The sequence below is a fragment of the Amycolatopsis sp. MEPSY49 genome (genome assembly GCF_051337345.1).
Lineage (GTDB): Bacteria > Actinomycetota > Actinomycetes > Mycobacteriales > Pseudonocardiaceae > Amycolatopsis.
In genome coordinates this window covers 1,141,289-1,160,220 of record NZ_JBDLYJ010000002.1, presented here as the reverse complement: position 1 = coordinate 1,160,220, position 18,932 = coordinate 1,141,289, and the positions used below count along the sequence as shown (strand labels likewise).

Sequence of the window (18,932 nt, the reverse complement as noted above, 5' to 3'; positions counted from 1 at the left end):
AAACTTTCGGAAATTGGAGGATGCAGATGCTGCGAAGAATTCCTATTAAACGCGCGCTGATGACGGCGGCGATCGTCGCGGGTATTGCCGTGGGGCAGGCGCCCGCGGCTTCGGCGTCGGTTCCGCTGAAAGCCATCACCCACAAGTACGTCGGCAGTGCGGTGGCGGCCGCATACCTGGCGAACGAACCCGACTACCGGGCCGTGCTCACCCGTGAATTCGACAACGTGACGCCCGAGAACGAGATGAAATGGGGGACGGTCGAAGCCGTCCGCGGGCAGTACGACTGGTCGGGCGCCGACGCGATCGTCCGGTACGCGCAAGCGACCCACAAGACCGTCCGCGGCCACACCCTGGTCTGGCACTCCCAACTGCCGGACTGGGTCGCCGCGCTGCCCGCCGACGAGCTGCGTCGCGTCCTGCGCGACCACATCACCACGGAGGTCAAGCGGTACAAGGGAAAGATCCGCGCCTGGGACGTCGTCAATGAAATTTTCAACGAGGACGGCACGCGCCGCGACACCGTCTTCCGGCAGAAGCTCGGCGACGGCTTCGTCGCGGACGTCTTCCGCTGGGCGCACGCGGCCGACCCGCACGCGAAGCTCTACATCAACGACTACAACATCGAAGGGATCAACCCGAAGAGCGACGCGGTCTACGACCTGGTGAAGACGCTGCGGCGGCAGGGCGTGCCGATCGACGGCGTCGGCATCCAGGGGCACCTGTCGATCCAGTACGGCTTCCCGGGCCAGTACCGCGAAAACCTGGCCCGCTTCGCCAGGATCGGCGTGGAGACCGCGGTCACCGAGGCCGACGTGCGGATCCCGACCCCGCCCGACGCGGCGAAGCTGGACACGCAGGCAAGCTACTTCGACCAGCTGTGGGACGGCTGCCAGGCGGTCCGGCGGTGCGTCGAGTTCACGACGTGGGGCTTCACCGACCGGCATTCGTGGGTGCCGGACGTGTTCCCCGGCGAAGGGGCGGCCTGCCTGTTCGACGAGAACCTGCAGCCGAAGCCGGCGTACCTGCGGATCAACCCCTGGTGAGTCCGGGCCGCAGGCCGCGGGCGGCGAGCGCCGCGAGGATCCGCGGCACCGCCGCCACGGTCGCCGGGCGGCCTTCGTGCAACAGCACGACGCCGCCCGGCTCGGCGCGGTCGGCCGCCTCCACGATCTCGTCCGTGGAGGCGCCCGCCCAGTCGCGGGTGTCGACGGTCCACAGCACTTCGGTCAGTCCGTGCGCGGCGACGGTCCGCGCCACCGAAGGATCCGTGTCGCCGTAAGGCGGCCGGAACAGCGCCGGGCGCACGCCGGTCAGCGAAACCAGGAGGTCCTGCGTCCGCCGGACCTCCTGGTCGCGGGCCTCGGGGGAGAGGCCCGTCAGGTAGGGGTGCGTCCACGTGTGGTTGCCGATGACATGGCCGGCGGCCGCGATCTCCCGGACCAGCGCCGGGTGCGCGGCGGCGTGCTCGCCCCACAGGAAGAACGTCGCCCGCACCCCGCCGAGCGCCGCCAGCAGCGCCGGCGTGGTCGACGGGTACGGGCCGTCGTCGAAGGTCAGTGCCACCGCGTCCATCCGGCCAAGATCGCCCGGCGCCGCCGCGGTGGCAAGGACTTTCGGCGGGCTTTCGTCAGCGGGCCAGCGCGGCCAGCCGCTTGGAGGTGGGCCACCGGACGTTCCACGCCCAGCCCAGCTTCTCGAACGCCCAGATCACCCGGGCCGAGATGTCGATCTGCCCGCGCTGCGCGCCGTGGCGGGCCGACGTCGGGTCCGCGTGGTGGGTGTTGTGCCAGGACTCGCCCATCGACAGGATCGCCAGGGGCCAGAAGTTCGCCGACCGGTCGCGGCTGGCGAACGGGCGCTCGCCGATCATGTGGCAGATCGAGTTCACCGACCACGTCACGTGGTGCTGGAACGAGATCCGGGCCAGCCCGGCCCAGAGGAACGCGGTCAGCGCGCCCCACCACGACAGCGTGATCAGGCCGCCGAGCAGCGGCGGGAGCAGCAGGCTCAGCACGACCCACAGCGGGAAGAGCCGGTCGACGACGCGCATGTCGCGGTCGCCCGCCAGGTCGGGGGCGAACCGGTCGACGTTGGTCTTGTCCCGGCCGAAGAGCCAGCCCATGTGGGCGTGCCAGAAGCCGCGGGCGAGCGCCACCGGCGACGTGCCGAACAGCCACGGCGAGTGCGGGTCGCCCTCGCGGTCGGAGAAGGCGTGGTGCCGGCGGTGGTCGGCGACCCAGCCGATCACCGGGCCCTGCGCGGCGAGCCCGCCGGCGATGGCCAGCGCGATCCGCAGCGCCCGCTTCGCGCGGAACGCGCCGTGGGTGAAGTAACGGTGGTAGCCGACGGTGACGCCCAGCGTCGAGACGACGAAGAACGCGCCGCCGATGGTGAGGTCGAGCCAGCTGACGCCCCAGCCCCAGAACACCGGGACGGCCGCGGCGAGCGCGAGGAACGGGACCAGCAGGAACGTCCGGATGGTGATCAGCTCGGCCACCGTCTGGCGGCCGGATAGCACGGGCTTGGGGACGGAACGGGGAGCCTTCACAGAGGCTGTCATGCACTACTCGTTTCGAAGTCGATCGCGCGCGGAGCGGGGCTCACGCACGGGAGGCCGGGGAGCGAAACACCCGGCGGTCTGCGGTCTGCGGGTGGCCGGGCGCGTCGCCGCTCCTGTTCGGCGATCGGGCCCCGGTGGCCACGAGGCGAGAGTAATGCCGGTCGGACGCCGGTGTACTGAGGTGCTCTCGCTCTGATCCATGTTACCTGATCGTTGTGAGCCCGCAGTGTGGCCGCGCACGAGGAAGGCCCCCGCCCCGGTGGGGGCGAGGGCCTTCGGGCGCCTCGTGGCTCAGATGACGCTGACGCGCTGGGCCTGCGGGCCCTTCTGGCCCTGGCCGATTTCGAACTCCACGCGCTGACCCTCGTCGAGCGACTTGAAGCCGCTGCCCTGGATCTCGGAGTAGTGGACGAACACGTCCGGACCCCCGCCGTCCTGCGCGATGAAGCCGAAGCCCTTTTCGCCGTTGAACCACTTGACACTGCCCTGAGCCATACCCATACCTACTCTTTGTAGTGAGCCTGGGCGCCCCGTTCGGACACCCGGTCTCGGGACCATCCTCCCATTACCCGTCCAAAGAGGCCACCCCCGGTGGTCAAACTCCCCAATCGGGTCGCAGCGGCATGCCCATCCCGCCCTCGCTGTCGGTCCGCACGCCGAGGATGTGGTGCAGTTCGATCTCGCGGCGTTCGAAGGCCAGCCGGCAGGCCGCGAGGTAGAGCGCCCACACCCGGCTGCGCCCGGCGCCGGCCTCGGCGACCGCCTCGTCCCAGTGCCGGTCGAGATTGGCGCACCACCCGGCGAGCGTCTTCGCGTAGTGCTCGCGGAAGTTCTCCGAGTGCCGCACCTCCAGCCCGGCGTCGTGCATGGCCGTCATCAGCTCGCCGGGGGCCTCGAGCTCGCCGTCCGGGAACACGTAGCGGTCGATGAACCCGCGTGAGCGGTGCGCGACGCTCGTGTCGGGGTTGGTGATGCAGTGGTTGAGCAGGCGACCGTGCGCCTTGAGCTTGCCGGCCAGGAAGCGGAAGTAGCCGGGGACGTTGCGGGCCCCGATGTGCTCGGTCAGGCCGATCGACGAGATCGCGTCGAACCCGGTTTCGGTGACGTCCCGGTAGTCCTGGTGCCGGATCTCGGCGCGGTCGGCGATCCCGAGCGCGACGATGTTCTTCTGCGCCCACTGGGCCTGCTCGCGCGAGAGGGTGACGCCGATGGCCTCGACGCCGTAGTGCCGGACGGCGTGCGCGACCATGCCGCCCCAGCCGCAGCCGACGTCCAGCAGCCGCATCCCCGGCTTGAGGCCCAGCTTCTTGCAGACGAGGTCGAACTTGTGCGCCTGCGCCTCCTCCAGCGAGGCGCCCTCGTGCGGGAACACCGCGCACGTGTAGGCCATCGACGGGCCGAGGACCAGCTCGTAGAACCGGTTGGACACGTCGTAGTGGCTGGCGATGGCCTCGCTGTCCCGCTCCTTGGAATGCCGCAGCGCGGTCAGCCCGCGCCGGAACCGGCTCGGGTGCTCCTCGGCGGGCGGCTTGACCACGCGCAGGTGGCGCGGGCCGAGCTTGCGCAGCAGCCACAGCCGGTCGGCCGCGCTGAGCTGGTCGACCTGCGCCGCCAGCGCGTGCAGCGCCGTGTACAGGTCACCGGTGACGTCGAGCGCGCCGGCGACGTACGCGCGGGCGAGGCCGAGGTCGCCGGGGGAGGACATCAGGTAGTCCAGGGCCAGGGGCGAGCGCACCTGGATCGCGACCGGCGCGTCGGCCGGGCCGCTGCTGCTGCCGTCGTAGGCGGTGATCGACACGGTCGCGCGGGGGCCGAGCAGGCGCTCGAAGACCTCGCCGACCGGGATGCTTGCCTGGTTCACGTTCGTTCCTTTCACCGGCGGCGGACGCATTTCTCGTAGAGGCCGAGCAGCCGCCCGCCCGGGTCGTAGGTCCGCTTGAGGTCCCGGTAGGCGTCACCGTTGTAGAGCCGCCAGAACTCGTCCTCGGCGTAGAAGCTGTCCGAGTACAGCGACTTGTGCCCGCCCAGCCGGGTGACCTCCGCTTCGATCATCCGGTTGTGCACGCCGTCGCGCTCGCCGGGGTCGAGCGGGACGGCCGACCAGAACCCGAAGTTGACGTACAGCGCTTCGGGGTCCAGCTCGTAGAGCGGCCAGCGCACGCCGCCGGGGCGCTGCCGCAGCGGGCAGATCCACACCGGACTGATCGGGATCTCCCGTTCGAAGAACTCGAGGAACTCCGCGGCGCGCCCGATCGGGACCTCGATGTCCTGCACGATCGTCTCCTCCGGGGGGAGGCGACGCAGCTTGAGCAGCCGCTCGGCGATCCGGAACCGGCGGTCGAGCGCCACGGCCTTCCAGTAGACCGAGGACCGCAGGAACCGGCGGCCGAGCAGCAGCCGCGGCAACCGGTGCTGGACGCCGAACGCGCGTGAGCACCAGAACCAGTCGGTGTCCCAGCGCCAGAGGTAGTCACGGACGGTGAGGTGATCGGTCTCCCGCCGCTGGATCGAGCGGTAGTAGATGTCCAGCCAGGTGTAGTCGCTCGTCGCGGGCGCGCTGTCGGTGAAGCTCGCCAGGGTCAGGTAGAGCTCGTCGGAGCCGAAGACCGTGCCGTCGACGAAGTCGTGTTCGCCGCTGTCGCAGGCTTCCGTGAGGGCCCTGAAGTACGTGTCCCGGTCGTGGTAGCGGACGTGCCGCAGCGCCACGAACGGCTTGACCGGTTCGAGGACGATCTTCAGGCGCAGCGCGTAGCCGAGGGTGCCGTAGGAGTTGGGGAAGCCGCGGAAGAGGGCCTGGTGCTCGTTGTCCGGCGTCGCGACGACGATCCGGCCGTCGCCGGTGAGCACCTCGAGCTCGAGCACCGACTCGTGCGGCATGCCGTTGCGGAACGACGAGGACTCGATGCCGAGGCCGGTCACCGCACCGCCGAGGGTGATGGTCTTCAGCTGCGGCACGACCAGCGGCATCAGGCCGTGCGGCAGGGTGGCGTCGACGAGCTGTTCGTAGGTGACCATCCCTTCGACGTCGGCGGTGCGGCCGGCGGGGTCGACGCGCAGCACGTGGGTGAAGCCGGAGACGTCCAGCCCGGGGTGCCTCGCGGCGGCCCGGGACCGGAAGAGGTTGGAGGTGCGCTTCGCGAGCCGGACGGTCGCTTCACCGGCGATCGCCGTGAGCTGCCGCCGCAGCGCGTCGACGCGGGCTTCGTGTTCGGGAAACGGCGGGGCTTCCGGCACCCCGGCCTGATCGATGGTCACGAACTCGATCCTGCCTCACGCCGACGGCGGGCGCACCGTGCCGCCCCCGCCCGGTTTTCCGGCCCGTCCCGGGTCGTGGGAACAATTCAGGCGACGGCGTGCAGCGGGGTGTCCTCTTCGAGCAGTTCCGCCGCTTCGGCCAGGAACGCGTCGATCTTCCGCAGCCGGGCGGCGGTCCGGCGTTCGACGGCGGCCAGGTGCTCGGCGCGGCGCCGGGCGTAGTCGACCTCGCCGGCCGCGCGGGCCCGGGCGTCCTCGAGCCTCCGGGCCGCCGATTCTTCGGCTTCGCGGACGATCGCCGCCGCCTGCTGCCGGGCCGCCGCGACGACGCCGTCCGCTTCGGCGTGGGCCAGTTCGAGCAGGTGCCGCACGCGGTCCCCGACCGCGGCCGGGTCGGCGGGCGTCCGGCACAGGCGATCGGCGCGGGCCCGCAACGCGGCGTTGTCGGCGCGAGCCTCTTCGAGGCGCCGCGCGAGGTTCTCCGCTTCGGCGACCGCGGCGTCGCGGTCGGCGGTGAGCAGGCGGATCTCGGTGAGCAGCTCGTCGATCCGCTCGTCGACCTGGTCCCGGTCGTAACCGCGCAGGGTGAGCGCGAAGCTCTCGGGCAGGGGCAGCGTCATGACCGGCGGAGGAGGTCGGCGAGCCCGGCGTCGGCCGCGGACCGCAGCTCGACGGGATCCGGGCGGCCGACGGTGTGGTCGTCCTCGTGCAGCGCGGTGACGAACCGCGCGACCCGCCGCGGCGCCGGGGCGACCGTCGGCCCGCCCAGGTAGCGCAGGACGATCAGGTCCTCGCCGGAGTGCGTCTCGACGGCTGCCGCCCAGCCGCGTTCCTCGTCCCAGAGGAGCGCGACGTCGCGGTCGGGGTAGTGCGGCAGCCGGGTGTCGAGGGCGACGTACGCCGACAGCGGCGCGTCGTGGTCGAGGGTGCACGACTCGAGGCCGATCCCGAGCTCGGCGGTGACGTCGCGCAGGTAGTCGAGCAGCGCGGGGACGGCGGGGTGCTGGTAACCGGTCGGCAGCGCGATCGATGCGGTCACGGAGGACTGGACCTTTCTCGGTAGGGGTTCCGGTACCACCGTTCTAACATGTCATCGAAACGATGACAAGTGAGATGTCGCCGGATTGATGACGTCAGCCGATCGGGGTTGATCGCGGCGGTGGCGGGGTATCCGGCGCACGGACCGCGGGGATCCCGCGGCGGGACGGGAAGCGAGGCGGCGTTGAGCATTCTGATCGATTTCGGGCGCGACACGGAGTTCTCGTTCGAGCGGGGGTTGCGCGGGTACGTCGCGGCGGTGGCCCGCGCGGTGGGGGTCGGGCTGGAATCCTGCACACTGGACGCGGGCACCCCCGCGGCGGCGTACATCGCGCTCGACTGGCGCCTGAGCCGGTTCGCCGAACACGACTTGGCCTTGGTCTGGGACGAGGCGAACGGCTGGGCGGCGGCGATCGAGGACGCGGGCGGCGCCACGGTGTTGTCCTACCTGGGCGGCGAAGTGCTCCCCGAACCCCGCGCGGTGGTCCGCTTCCTGGCGGCGGTCCGCGCCGGCGACCCGGACGCCGGGACGTTGGAAGCCCCGGAGCTGCGCGAGCCGGGCCGGCACGAGGAACTGCTGGGCACGCTGGCCCCCGGCTGATCCCGGTTGCGGCACACTGGGCCGGGTGCTGAACGCCGAAATCGTGGTGGACCGGAAAGTGCCGCATGAGCCGCGGATCTCCCCGGACGGCCGGTGGGTGGTCCACTGGACCGCGCCGGTGGGCCGGGCCGGGAAGCACCCGGTGACCGAGTTGTGGCTGGCCCCGTCCGACGGCAGTGCGGCTCCCCGCGAGCTGGCGGCCGGTGTGGCTGCGGACAATCACGCGCCGCGGTGGGCTCCGGACTCGGGTTCGGTGTTCTTCCTGTCGGATCGAGCCGAGCGCGGAACCGCGCAGCTGTACCGGATCGGGCTCGACGGCGGTGAGCCCGAGCGGCTCGGCGACTGGCCGGCCGGCATCAGCGGCCAGGTCCCGCTGCCGGGCTCGGTGGTGGTGATCGCGCCGGATCCCGGGGAACGGCCGGGTGATCCGCGGGTGCGGACCGTGCCGTGGACCGCGGAGGCCGATGGCCGCCGGGACCGGCCGGGTGGGCCGCGGGTGCCGGCCGCCGCGGATGCCGGTGGCGGCGGAGCGCAGCCGGCCGGAGAACGCGAAGCCCGCACCGACCCGCCGGGTGGCCGGGACCCCGGGGCGGGCCGGGAACCGCCGGGCCGCTGGGACACCGCGGAGCGCCCCGATCGGCTCTGGCTGCTCGACCTCCGCACCTGCGCGGTCAAGCCCCTCGGCGACCTCGGCCGCCGGCACGTCCGCGAAGTCGCCGCCCGGCCGGACGGGACCACCCTCGCCGTCCTCACCTGGTCCTGCGCCGATCGCGAACCCGGGCTCTTCGAACCCGGCCTCCACTTCGTCGACGTCGCCACCGGCGAAGTCCACGACCAAGCCACCCCGGCTCTCGAAGCGTCCGACCCGGCCTGGTGGCACGACGGCACCGGCTGGCACCTCGCCTACCTGGGCCTGACCCCGCCGGGTCTCATCGGCGGCACCGCGGTCTTCGACAACGGCGAGAACCTCACCGCGGGCCTGGACGTCTGCCCGATCGAACTCACCCAGGTCGACGCCGGCCCACCCCTCGCCTTGTTCGCCGACGGCCTCGACACGACGATCCGCCGTCTCGACCCCGGCGGGAAGACCTTCACCGAGCTTCGCCGCGCGACCGGCGACCTGCAGGAACTGAGCGCGGGCGGCGGCCGGATCGCCGTGGTCGGGAGCACCGCCACCGAACCCGAGTCCGTCCACTGTGGACCACCCGGCGGCCCGCTCGTCCGGCTCGGCGAACCGCGGCCGAGCGGGATCCGGTGGGGCACCCAGGAACGCCTGTCCTACCGGGCCGAAGACGGCCTGGAGCTCGATGGTCTCCTGGTTCTCCCGCCCGGCCGGACCCGCGCGGACGGGCCCTTCCCCCTGATCACCCTGGTCCACGGCGGCCCGTACGACCGCTACGCCGACGGGTTCCAGCTCGGCTGGTTCCGCTCCGGCCAGTGGCTGGCCGCGGCCGGGTTCGCGGTGTTCCTCCCGAATCCCCGCGGCGGCCTCGGCCACGGTCACGCCTTCGCGGCGAGCGTCGCCGGCGACGTCGGCGGCGCGGAATTCACCGACCTCCTCACCGGCATCGACCTGCTCGTCGAGGCGGGCGTCGCCGACGGAGACCGGCTCGGGATCGGCGGCGGGAGCCACGGCGGGTTCATGGCCGCCTGGGCCGTCGCGCACACGGACCGCTTCAGAGCGGCCGTCGTGCTCGCCGGCGTGATCGACTGGCCCCTGCTCGCCGCCACGGGCGAGCACTCCCGGTTCGAAGCGGCGCTGGGCGGCCGGGAGAACAGCCCGATCACCCACGCCCACCGCATCCGCACGCCCGTGCTCATCCTGCACGGCGAGGACGACACGAACGTCCCGCTTTCGCAGGCCGACCTCCTGCACCACGCCCTCGGCGACCGGCCGCACGAGTTCGTCGTCTACCCGCGGGAGGGCCACTCGATCCGGGAACGTGACCACCAGCTCGACGTCCTGAACCGCAGCCGCGCGTGGTTCTCAGACCTGCTCGCCTAGCTTGAACTCCGCCGCCCCGGCGGTGAAGGAGAAGCCGTCCGCGCCGATGGTGACGTCGGCTTCGCGCGGCTCGGCCCGTTCGACGACCGGCTGGACCTCGCCGGCCAGGTCCAGCACCACCGACGCGTCGGTGTACCAGCTGGGCACCACGGGGTTGCCCCACCAGTCGCGGCGCTGGTTGTCGTGGACGTCCCACGTGATCACCGGGTTGTCCGGGTCGCCGGTGTAGTAGTCGTGCGTGTAGATCTCGACGCGGTGCCCGTCGGGGTCCCGGACGTACAGGTAGAACGCGTTCGAGACGCCGTGCCGGCCCGGGCCGCGCTCGATCATGCCGGGCTTGCGCAGCGCGCCCAGGTGGTCGCAGATGTGCAGGATCTGGTGGCGTTCGTGCGACGCGAACGCGATGTGGTGCAGCCGCGGGCCGTCGCCGCCGGTGAGGGCGACGTCGTGCACCGTCGGCTTGCGGAACATCCATGCCGCGTACACCGTGCCCTCGTCGTCCTGGATGTCCTCCGACACGCGGAAACCCAGGCCCTCGTAGTACTTCCGGGCCGCCGGGACGTCGGGAGTGTCCACATTGAAGTGGTCCAGTCGCGACAGTGCGCCGGCGCCGTGGACGTCGTAGCGCTGCGTGAACCGCTCGACGTGCTCGGCCTCGTGGAAGAACTCGACCGGGAAGCCGAGCGGGTCGATGACCCGGACGGCCTCGCCGATGCCGCGCGTGGCGCCCGCAGCGCGCCGCTCGACCCGGCAGCCGAGCGAGCGGTGGTACGCCTCCGCCAGTTCGAGGTCCGCGGTGCTCCGCACCCGGTAAGCGAGCACGGCGAGAGCGGGCGTCGGCCCCTTCCGCAGCACCAGCGAATGGTGCAGGTACTCCTCGAAGGCACGCAGGTACAACGCCTCGGAATCTTCGTGGGTCACGATGAGCCCGAGCACGTCGACGTAGAAGGCGCGTGACGCGGCGAGGTCGGTGACGACGAGTTCGGCGTACGCGCAGCGGAGGACGTCCGGCGGGGTGGCGGTCATGACTGTCCCTTCCGGACGCTTCCGAACCGGGCCGTGTGCACCGGCCCGAGCGAGACGTGGATCGCCTGCTGGTGGGTGTAGAAGTCGAGCGACCGATAGCCGCCTTCGTGACCGAGGCCGGACGCCTTGACCCCGCCGAACGGCGTCCGCAGGTCGCGGACGTTGTGCGAGTTCAGCCAGACCATCCCGGCTTCGACGGACTGCGCGAAGGTATGCGCCCGCCGCAAGTCGGATGTCCAGAGATAGGCGGCCAGCCCGTACTTGACGTCGTTGGCGAGGGCCAGGGCCTCGGCTTCGGTGTCGAATGGCGTCAGCGCCACGACCGGCCCGAAGATCTCCTCCTGGAAGATCCGCGCGGACGACGGCACGTCGGCGAACACCGTCGGTGCCACGTAGTTGCCGCTGTCCAAACCGGACGGACGTCCGCCGCCGGCGAGCAGCCGGCCCTCGGCCTTGCCCAGCTCGACGTACCGCATCACCTTCTCGTAGTGCTCGGGGTGGACGAGCGCGCCGACCTCGGTGGCCGGGTCGTGCGGATCTCCGACGACGATGTTCGACGCCCGTTCCGCGTACCGCGCGCAGAACTCGTCGTAGATCGGCCGCTCGACGAGGATCCGGCTGCCCGCGGTACAGCGTTCGCCGTTGAGCGAGAACACGCCGAAGAGCGTCGAGTCGAGCGCGGCGTCGAGGTCCGCGTCGGCGAACACGATCGCCGGGGACTTGCCGCCCAGCTCCATCGACATGCCCTTGAGGTGCGCCGCGCAGTTGCGGTAGATCGTCCGCCCGGTCGTGGTCTCGCCGGTGAACGAGATCAGCGGGACGTCCGGGTGCTTGACGAGCGCGTCGCCCGCTTCCTCGCCGAAACCGTTGACCAGGTTGAACACGCCGTCGGGCAGCCCCGCGTCGGCGAAGATCCCCGCCCACAGGCTCGCCGACAGCGGCGTGAACTCGGCCGGTTTGAGTACCACCGCGCACCCGGAAGCCAGCGCGGGGGCGAGCTTCCAGCTCTCCAGCATGAACGGCGTGTTCCACGGCGTGATCAGCCCGGCGACCCCGACCGGCTTGCGGTGCACGTAGTTCACCTGCCGCCCGGGCACCTGGTAGGTGTCGTCGGCCTGCGCGACGACGAGGTCGGCGAAGAACCGGAAGTTCTCGGCCGCGCGCTGCGCCTGCCCGAGTGCCTGGGTGATGGGCAGGCCGGTGTCGAACGTCTCCAGCTCGGCGAGCCGCGCGTCCTGCGCCTCGACGGCGTCGGCGATCTTGTTCAGGATCCGCGCGCGGGCCCGCGGCAGCATCCGCGGCCACGGCCCGTCGGTGAAGGCCGCGCGCGCCGCGGCGACCGCCCGGTCGACGTCCTCGGCCTGGCCCGCGGCCGCCGTGACGTACGGGGTGTTGGACACCGGGTCGAGCACGATGAACGTCTTGCTCGAGACGCTGTCGACCAGCTCACCGCCGATGTAGTGCTTCAGCTCGCCCGGCAGTCCTTCCGGGACGTAGTGGGTCATGCCGTTCCTTCCACGGTGAAGCCTTCGGTCGGCGACAGGTACTTGGCGCCTTCGGCCATGAGGTCCTTGATCCGGGCGACGCCGGCGTCGGTCGGCGGGATCAGCGGCGGCCGGACGTGCCCGGAGGCGATCAGCCCGCGCTGCTCCAGCACCCACTTGCCGGGCGCCGGGTTGGTCTCGACGAACAGCAGGTCGACCAGCGGGTGCAGGCCGTAGTGGATCTCCCGCGCCCGCTCGTGGTCGCCGGCCTGCCACGCGGTGTACATCTCCGCGCACGCGGCGGGGGCGATGTTGGCCGTCGCGCTGACGAACCCGGCACCGCCGAGGGCCAGCAGCGGCAGGCAGAGCAGCTCGATCCCGGACCACACCAGCAGTTCGCGCCCGCAGAGGTGCAGCACGCGGGAAAAGTGCTCGAAGTCCTTCGTCGTCTCCTTGATCCCGACGAAGTTGTCGCACGAGCGGTACAGCCGCGCGACCGTCTCCGGCGCGAGGTCGACCGCGGTCCGGCTCGGCACGTTGTAGGCGACGATCGGCAGGTCCGGGAACTCGCGGCAGACCGTGCGGTACCAGACGAACAGCGCGTCCTGCGTCGGCCGCGCGTAGTACGGCGTGATGACCAGCGCGGCGTCGATGCCGGCGTCGCGCGCCAGCGCGGTCAGCTCCAGGGTCTCGTCGAGCTTCGCCGAACCGGTGCCCGGGACGAACGGCACGCGGTCGCCGACCTCGGCGGCCACCGTCCGGATCGCCGCGGCACGCTCGGCGACCGTCTGGGAACCCGGTTCGCCGGTCGAGCCGCCGATCGAGATGCCGTGCGAGCCGGACGCGAGCTGCCAGCGAACCAGGTTCGTCAGGCCGTCGTGGTCGACGGCCCCGTCGGCGGTGAACGGCGTCATCAGCGGCGCGATCGACCCGCGGACGGCCTGGGGGTCGGAGCGGAAGCGCATGGGGATCCTTCCTGGGTCAGGGGTGGCGGTGGGCGAGGAACGCGTCCAGGGTGGCCAGCCGGTGGGCGCGGACGGCCTGTTCGACGTCCGCGGCCGGGGCGCCGGCGTCGAGCAGGCCGAGGAGGTGTTCGTGCTCGGCCACGGACTGGCGGGCGCGGCCGGGGACGAAGCTGAACGTCGAGGTGCGCAGGCCGCTCAGCCGGTCCCAGCCGCGCCGGACCAGGTCGAGGACGTGCGGGTTGGGGCAAGCGTCGAACAGCACGGCGTGGAAGTCGCGGTTGAGCGCGGTGAACCGGGCCGGCTCGAAGTGCCCGAGGCAGTCCGCCAGCTCGGCGTTCAGCGCCCGGGCCCGCTCGAGCGCCCCGGGCGGGAGCACCGGCGCGGCGAGCGCGGCGGCGTAGCCCTCGACGACGGCGAGCGTCTGCATCGTGTGCTGGTACTCGCGTTCGTCGACCATCACGACCTGCGCGCCGACGTGCCGTTCGAACGTGACGAGGCCTTCGGCTTCGAGGAGCCGGATGGCTTCGCGGATCGGCACGACGCTGACGCCGAGTTCGTGCGCGAGCCGGCCGAGGACGAGCCGGTAGCCGGGGGAGAAGGTGCCGTCGGCGATCCGGGCCTTGATCCACTCGTAGGCGATCCGCGACTTGCTCAGGGCGGTGCCGTTCACCGTTTCGCGAGCCATGCGGCGTACCTCCCGCGCCAGTGCTCGTCCATCGGGTAGAGGCCTTCGACGCGCTCGCCCGCGGCGACCTGCTCGGCGATGAACGTCTCCTGCCGCTCCTGCTCGATCGCCGCGTCGACGACCTCTTCGACGAGGGCCGGCGGGATGACCAGGACGCCGTCGCCGTCCCCGGCGAGCACGTCGCCGGGGCACACGGCCGCGCCACCGCAGGCGATCGCGACGTCGACGTCCCACGGCACGTGCCGCCGGCCGAGCACCGCCGGGTGCGGCCCGGCGTGGTAGGTGGGAATGTCCAAAGCGGACACCGCGGCCAGGTCGCGGACGCCGCCGTCGGTGACGATCCCGGCCGCGCCGCGGACCTGCGCCCGCAGCGCGAGGAGGTCGCCGACCGTGCCGGTGCCGCGTTCCCCGCGCGCTTCCACGACCAGGACGTCACCGGGCCCGAGGTGGTCGATCGCCCGCTTCTGCGCGTTGTAGCCGCCGCCGTGGGACTTGAACAGGTCTTCGCGGTAGGGCAGGTACCGCAGAGTCCGCGCGCGGCCGGTCAGCCGGGCGCCGGGCCGGGTGGACGTCAGCCCGTCGATCGACACCGCGTCGTACCCGCGCTTGCGCAGCTGTGCGGACAGCGTCGCGGTACCCACGGATTCGATGCGGCGCTTGAGGTCCTCGGTCAGCACGAAGTCCGGTGTGGACGTTCCGTGGGCGTCCGCCCGCTGCCGCTCGTCCACGCGGGGGAGCGCGCCGTACGGTCCGAAGGGGACGGTCCCCTCGGTGATCGGCGTGACCAGCCGGCCGGTCGTGTGCCCGGCGGTGTCGACCTCGACCTCGACGACGTCGCCGGGGATGGCGACCGACGCGCCCGCGGGCGTGCCGGTCAGGACGACGTCGCCGGGGTCGAGGGTGATCAGCTGGGAGAGGTCGGCGACCAGCCGGCCGAAGCCGAAGAGCAGGTCGCCGGTGGTGTCCTCCTGGACCAGCTCGCCGTTCAGCCAGGTCCGCAGCCGCAGCGCGGCCGGGTCGAGGTCCGCGGCGGGCAGCACCGCCGGGCCGAGCGGGGTGAAGCCGTCGCCGCCCTTCGACCGCAGGTTGCTGCCCTTGTCGGCGTACCGCAGGTCGTAGACGCCGAAGTCGTTGGCGGCGGTGACCCCGCCGACGTACGACCAGCCGTCCTCGGGGGAGACCCGGCGGGCGGTGCGGCCGATGACCAGCGCGATCTCGCCTTCGAAACCCAGTAGCTCGGTGCCCGCCGGCCGCTCGAGCGCGGCGCCGCTCTCCGCGACGGACGTCGAGGGCTTGAGGAAGTACGACGGCTGCTCCGGGAGCCGGCCGCGCTGGGCGGCGCGGGAGCGGTAGTTGAGGTGCAGCGCGATGATCTTGCCGGGCCGCTGCGGGAGGGTCGTCATCCGTGGTCCTGCCTGCCGGTTCGAAGAAGGTATCTCAAATGATATACGATCTGCGGCGTAGCGAAACCCCCTTTCGCCCGCCGTGGTCGAGCCAGCGGGACTTGACCACGGCGCCGGCCGCGCGGCGCTGGTCGGCCCCTCTGCTGGCGCCCACCCACCTCCGCGTGTGATCCTCCTGGCGGGGAGGAGGGGCGGGGATGAACGCGTTCGGGACCCGGTTGCGCCGGCTGCGGCGCGCCGCGGGGCTCACCCAGGAGGCGCTCGCCGAGAAGTCCGGGCTCAGCGGTCAGGCCGTGGGCGCGCTCGAACGAGGCGACCGGCGCTTCCCGCACCGCGACACCCTCGACCGGCTCGCCGACGCCCTCGGCCTCACCGGCGCCGACCGCGAGGACTTCGCCGCCGCGGCCGCGCGTCCGACGAAACCCGCCGCCGCGAAGGGGGTCGTGCCGCGGGAGCTGCCCGGCGGGGTCGCCGTCTTCACCGGCCGCGACGCCGAGCTCGACCGCGTCCGCACCCTCTTCGACTCCCGGGAAAGCGTCGTCGTGGCCATCGGCGGGATGGCCGGCGTCGGCAAGACCGCGCTCGCCCTGGAAGCCGGCCATCGGCTCGCCGGGCGCTTCCCCGACGGCTCGCTCCACCTCGACCTGCGCGGCCACGCCACCGACCCGCCCGATCCCCTGGACCTGCTCGACCGGCTCATCCGCGAACTCGGCGACGAACCGCCGAAGCCGCTGTCGCTCGAGTCCGCGTCCGCGCGCTTCCGGACGCTGCTCGCCTCGAAACGCGTCCTGCTCCTGCTCGACAACGCCCGCGACGCCGCGCACGTCGCGCCGCTGCTGCCCGGTGCCGGTGGCTCCGGGGCCATCGTCACCAGCCGCGCCGCGCTGCCGGACCTGCCGCAGGCGCACCAGGTCCTGCTGGACGTCCTGCCCGAGGCGGACGCGCTCCGCCTGCTCGCCGCCGAGATCGGCGCCGAGCGCGTCGCGGCCGAACCCGCCGCCGCGCGGACGGTCGCACGCCTCTGCGGTTACCTGCCGCTCGCCCTGCACCTCGTCGGCGCGCGGCTGGCGACCCGGCCGCGCTGGCCCGTCGCCCACCTCGCGCACCGGCTCGACGACGAACGCCGCCGGCTCGACGAAACGGGCGTCCGCGCCAGTTTCGCCCTGGCCGTCGACGCCTTGGACGAAACGGCCGCCCGCGCGTACCCGCTGCTGTCGCTGCTCGACGTCCCCGAGCTGTCGGTGCCCGTCGCGAGCCGGCTGCTCGACGCGCCCGAACCCGAGACGGAGGAACTGCTCGAACGGCTCACCGACGAGCACCTGCTGACCACGCCCGCCCCGGGGTGGTACCGGCTGCACGACCTGCTCCGGCTCTACGCCCGGGAGCAGGCGCCGCCGGGTGAGCGGGCCGCCGCGATCACCCGCGTCGTCGAGCTGTGCGCGGCGATGGCCTGGCGGAGCATGGCGCTCGTCTCGGCGGCCTCGCACCGCCACGAGTGGGCGGCCGGCCGGTGGGCCGCCGCCGGACCCGCGTCCGCCGACGAGGTGTTCGCCTGGCTCGACCGGCACCAGGAGCACCTCGTCACCGTCGTGCGGCAGGCCGCCGCCACGCCGGGCGTGCCACCGGAAGCGATCGCCGCCGTCGGGCTCGGCCTGTACGAGTACCACCGCGCGCGGGCCCGCTGGCGGGACGCCATCCAGGTCGACGAGGTCGCGCTGGACCTCGTCGACGGCGTCGACCCGGTCGCGGCCGCGACCCTGCGCAACGACCTCGGTGTCGCCGAAGCGGAGCTGGCGAGCGGTGGCGAAGCGGCCGGGTTCCGCCGCTCGCACGCGTTGCTCCGCCGGAGCCTCGCCGACTGGGAGGCGATCGGCGACAAGCGTCAGCTCGCGGGCACCCTCAACAACCTCTGCTTCGTGTACGGCCTCGGCGACGACGTCGAGGCGGCCATCGGGTTCGGCGAGCGGAGCCTGGCGCTCAACCGGTCGCTCGGGCTGCGGTACGTCGAGACGCTGAACCTGGTCAACCTGGCCGTGCTGTACGGCCGCCAAGGCGACCGCGCGCGCGAACTGGCGTACGCGACCGAGGCGGTGGCGGTCGGCGAAGACACCGGAGACGTGCGCGGCGTGGCGTACGGCCGGATGCGGATCGGGATCGTGCACCGCGACCTGGGCCGGTTCGACGCGGCGGTCGACGAGCTCGGCCGCAGCGTGGACCTGTGGCGCGAGGCCGGCGTGCGGCTGTACGAAGCCATGACGCTGGCGGAGCTGGGCCGGGCCCACCTCGGCCGGGACGAGCGCGACCGCGCCCGGGAAGTGCTCACGGAAGCCCTGGAGCTGCTGGAGGAGTACGGCGGAGCGGAGCGCGCGGCCGCGGTCCGGGCGGAGCTGGCGCGGTTGTGAAGGCGACGACCAGGTAGGGCCGCGCCCGGTGCACCGGGTGGCAGGTGATCTTGCCGGCGTGGTCCGCGCAGGCGACGGTGACGGTGTCGTGGACCCGTTCCAGCAGCAGCAGCCGTGCCGGGGCCTCCGCGGCGGCGGGCACCCCGGTGAGCAGGGCCGCGGCGACGAGCGCGGCGAGAAGCGTTCTGCAGGCGGCTCTCACCGGTGCCCTTCGCGTCGGGGGTGGCGGCCGGACCGATCTTCGCGTCGGCCGGCGGCGGGCGACAGCGACAACCTCTACGAACGACCTCTACAAAGGCGAAGTGGCCGGTCCGCGGCAGGCGTGTGAACGCTTTGCCCGCCGGGCACCCCGGTGGCATGACGAAAACCCGGGCCTACCGCGACGGCGCACTGCTCAAGGAAGACTTCCCGATGGCGGACGTCTCGGACTTCCTGGCCGAACCGGACACCGCCGTCTGGGTCGACCTCTGCGAACCGTCCGAAGCGGACCTCGGCGAGCTCGCCGGGGAGCTCGGCCTGCACCGGCTCGCCGTCGAAGACGCCGTGCAGGAACACCAGCGGCCCAAGCTGGATCGCTACGACGGCCACGCCTTCCTCACCGCCTACGCGGTCCGGTTCGACGCCGCGGTCGAGCGCACGACGACCTCCGAGCTCGCCGTGTTCATCACGCCCCGCGCGCTGGTGACCGTCCGCAAGGACGACGGTTTCGACATCGACGCCGTCACGCGCCGCTGGGACCAGGCACCGGACCTGGCGAAGACCGGGGTGCCCTTCCTGCTGCACGGCCTGCTCGACCACGTCGTCGACGGCCACTCCGAGGCCGTCCAAGCGCTCGACGACGAGGTCGAGGAGCTGGAGGACCTGGTCTTCGACGACCGCCCCGACACCGCCGAACTGCAGCGGCGCTCGTTCCGGCTGCGCAAGAACCTGACCGCGCTGCGCCGGGTGGTGGGTCCCGTGCCGGACGTCGTCGGCTCGTTGATGCGGCCGGACCTGAAGCTGGCCGACGACACCACCCGCCCGTACTTCGAGGACGTCCACGACCACGCCCGGCAGGCCGCCGAGCACGCCGACGCGCTGCGGGAACGCCTCACGACGGTCCGGGAGACCCAGCTGAACCTGCAGAGCGACCGGCTGAACCTGATCATGAAGAAGGTCACGGGGTGGGCGGCGGTGATCGCGGTGCCCACCGCGGTGACCGGGTTCTACGGGCAGAACGTCCCGTATCCGGGCAACGGCACCACGATCGGGTTCTGGGTGTCGACGGTCGTGATGCTGGTGCTCTCGGTCGGGCTGTACGCGCTCTTCAAGAAGCGGGACTGGCTCTGACGCCGGGACCGCCGCTCGACCCCGCCGGAGGCCGCGCGGGTGCACCTTCCTTCCACAGTGGATGGTCCATTGTGGACGTCAAAGCGCGCGCGAAAACCGGCGGCGCCCCCGCCGGAGTGCGGGGTGCCGCTGTCTGGGAGCGCGTTCAGCCGAATGGGTCAACGTGGCCGAATGGC

At 72.4% G+C, this 18,932-nt stretch carries 17 protein-coding genes; 5 read left to right on the top strand and 12 right to left on the bottom strand.

Annotation, left to right across the window (positions count from 1 at the left end):
* Positions 1-26: 26 nt before the first annotated feature.
* Positions 27-1,046 carry an endo-1,4-beta-xylanase gene (locus tag ABFJ78_RS14475; RefSeq protein WP_436386642.1) on the top strand — a complete coding sequence of 340 codons (1,020 nt, stop codon included), beginning with the start codon at positions 27-29 and terminating at the stop codon, positions 1,044-1,046.
* Here ABFJ78_RS14475 and ABFJ78_RS14470 read toward each other — a convergent pair.
* The 7 genes from ABFJ78_RS14470 to ABFJ78_RS14440 all read right to left on the bottom strand — a co-directional run bounded on the left by ABFJ78_RS14470 (position 1,033) and on the right by ABFJ78_RS14440 (position 6,857).
* Positions 1,033-1,575: a polysaccharide deacetylase family protein gene (locus ABFJ78_RS14470; protein WP_436386639.1), complete on the bottom strand. Its 543-nt coding sequence runs from the start codon at positions 1,573-1,575 to the stop codon at positions 1,033-1,035. The genes ABFJ78_RS14475 and ABFJ78_RS14470 overlap by 14 nt on opposite strands.
* A gap of 55 nt (positions 1,576-1,630) precedes the next feature.
* Positions 1,631-2,563, bottom strand: coding sequence for an acyl-CoA desaturase (locus ABFJ78_RS14465; RefSeq protein WP_436386636.1), 933 nt, complete (start codon positions 2,561-2,563; stop codon positions 1,631-1,633).
* Positions 2,564-2,854: 291 nt separating this feature from the next.
* Positions 2,855-3,058: a cold-shock protein gene (locus ABFJ78_RS14460; RefSeq protein ID WP_004558414.1), complete on the bottom strand. Its 204-nt coding sequence runs from the start codon at positions 3,056-3,058 to the stop codon at positions 2,855-2,857.
* Between the two features lie 100 nt (positions 3,059-3,158).
* Positions 3,159-4,454: a class I SAM-dependent methyltransferase gene (locus ABFJ78_RS14455; RefSeq protein ID WP_436386632.1), complete on the bottom strand. Its 1,296-nt coding sequence runs from the start codon at positions 4,452-4,454 to the stop codon at positions 3,159-3,161.
* Positions 4,436-5,818, bottom strand: a complete 1,383-nt coding sequence (locus ABFJ78_RS14450; RefSeq protein WP_436386630.1) for an FAD-binding oxidoreductase — start codon at positions 5,816-5,818, stop codon at positions 4,436-4,438. The genes ABFJ78_RS14455 and ABFJ78_RS14450 overlap by 19 nt, the downstream gene beginning before the upstream one ends.
* Positions 5,819-5,904: 86 nt before the next feature.
* Positions 5,905-6,438 carry a DivIVA domain-containing protein gene (locus ABFJ78_RS14445; protein ID WP_436386627.1) on the bottom strand — a complete coding sequence of 178 codons (534 nt, stop codon included), beginning with the start codon at positions 6,436-6,438 and terminating at the stop codon, positions 5,905-5,907.
* The gene (locus ABFJ78_RS14440; RefSeq protein WP_436386625.1) at positions 6,435-6,857 is read right to left on the bottom strand and encodes a DUF6292 family protein; all 423 of its coding nucleotides are present in this window, start codon (positions 6,855-6,857) and stop codon (positions 6,435-6,437) included. Before ABFJ78_RS14440 ends, ABFJ78_RS14445 begins: the two co-directional genes overlap by 4 nt.
* Before the next feature lie 183 nt (positions 6,858-7,040).
* Here ABFJ78_RS14440 and ABFJ78_RS14435 point away from each other — a divergent pair, with 183 nt between their 5' ends.
* Positions 7,041-7,457: a DUF6292 family protein gene (locus tag ABFJ78_RS14435; RefSeq protein ID WP_372664871.1), complete on the top strand. Its 417-nt coding sequence runs from the start codon at positions 7,041-7,043 to the stop codon at positions 7,455-7,457.
* Between the two features lie 25 nt (positions 7,458-7,482).
* Positions 7,483-9,462 (top strand): S9 family peptidase, encoded by a 1,980-nt coding sequence (locus ABFJ78_RS14430; protein ID WP_436386622.1) that lies wholly within the window; start codon positions 7,483-7,485, stop codon positions 9,460-9,462.
* On the opposite strand, the gene hpaD is transcribed toward ABFJ78_RS14430, so the two are convergent.
* The 5 genes from hpaD to ABFJ78_RS14405 are packed head-to-tail and all read right to left on the bottom strand — an operon-like array spanning position 9,445 to position 15,025.
* On the bottom strand, positions 9,445-10,488 hold the full coding sequence (gene hpaD / locus ABFJ78_RS14425) for a 3,4-dihydroxyphenylacetate 2,3-dioxygenase (protein ID WP_436386620.1): 1,044 nt from the start codon (positions 10,486-10,488) through the stop codon (positions 9,445-9,447). The two genes, ABFJ78_RS14430 and hpaD, sit on opposite strands and share 18 nt — an antisense overlap.
* Positions 10,485-11,993: a 5-carboxymethyl-2-hydroxymuconate semialdehyde dehydrogenase gene (hpaE, locus tag ABFJ78_RS14420; protein WP_436386618.1), complete on the bottom strand. Its 1,509-nt coding sequence runs from the start codon at positions 11,991-11,993 to the stop codon at positions 10,485-10,487. The genes hpaD and hpaE overlap by 4 nt, the downstream gene beginning before the upstream one ends.
* Positions 11,990-12,937 (bottom strand): 4-hydroxy-tetrahydrodipicolinate synthase, encoded by a 948-nt coding sequence (dapA, locus tag ABFJ78_RS14415; protein WP_436386616.1) that lies wholly within the window; start codon positions 12,935-12,937, stop codon positions 11,990-11,992. Before dapA ends, hpaE begins: the two co-directional genes overlap by 4 nt.
* 16 nt (positions 12,938-12,953) lie before the next feature.
* The gene (locus ABFJ78_RS14410) at positions 12,954-13,622 is read right to left on the bottom strand and encodes a GntR family transcriptional regulator (RefSeq protein WP_436386614.1); all 669 of its coding nucleotides are present in this window, start codon (positions 13,620-13,622) and stop codon (positions 12,954-12,956) included.
* Complete coding sequence (locus ABFJ78_RS14405) at positions 13,604-15,025, bottom strand: fumarylacetoacetate hydrolase family protein (RefSeq protein ID WP_436386612.1); 1,422 nt, start codon at positions 15,023-15,025, stop codon at positions 13,604-13,606. The genes ABFJ78_RS14410 and ABFJ78_RS14405 overlap by 19 nt, the downstream gene beginning before the upstream one ends.
* Positions 15,026-15,222: 197 nt before the next feature.
* Between ABFJ78_RS14405 and ABFJ78_RS14400 the strand changes: the two genes are divergently transcribed.
* Together ABFJ78_RS14400 and ABFJ78_RS14395 are read left to right on the top strand one after the other, a co-directional pair.
* Complete coding sequence (locus ABFJ78_RS14400; RefSeq protein ID WP_436386609.1) at positions 15,223-17,427, top strand: helix-turn-helix domain-containing protein; 2,205 nt, start codon at positions 15,223-15,225, stop codon at positions 17,425-17,427.
* Positions 17,428-17,784: 357 nt separating this feature from the next.
* The gene (locus ABFJ78_RS14395; RefSeq protein WP_436386608.1) at positions 17,785-18,756 is read left to right on the top strand and encodes a magnesium transporter CorA family protein; all 972 of its coding nucleotides are present in this window, start codon (positions 17,785-17,787) and stop codon (positions 18,754-18,756) included.
* Positions 18,757-18,932 lie beyond the last annotated feature (176 nt).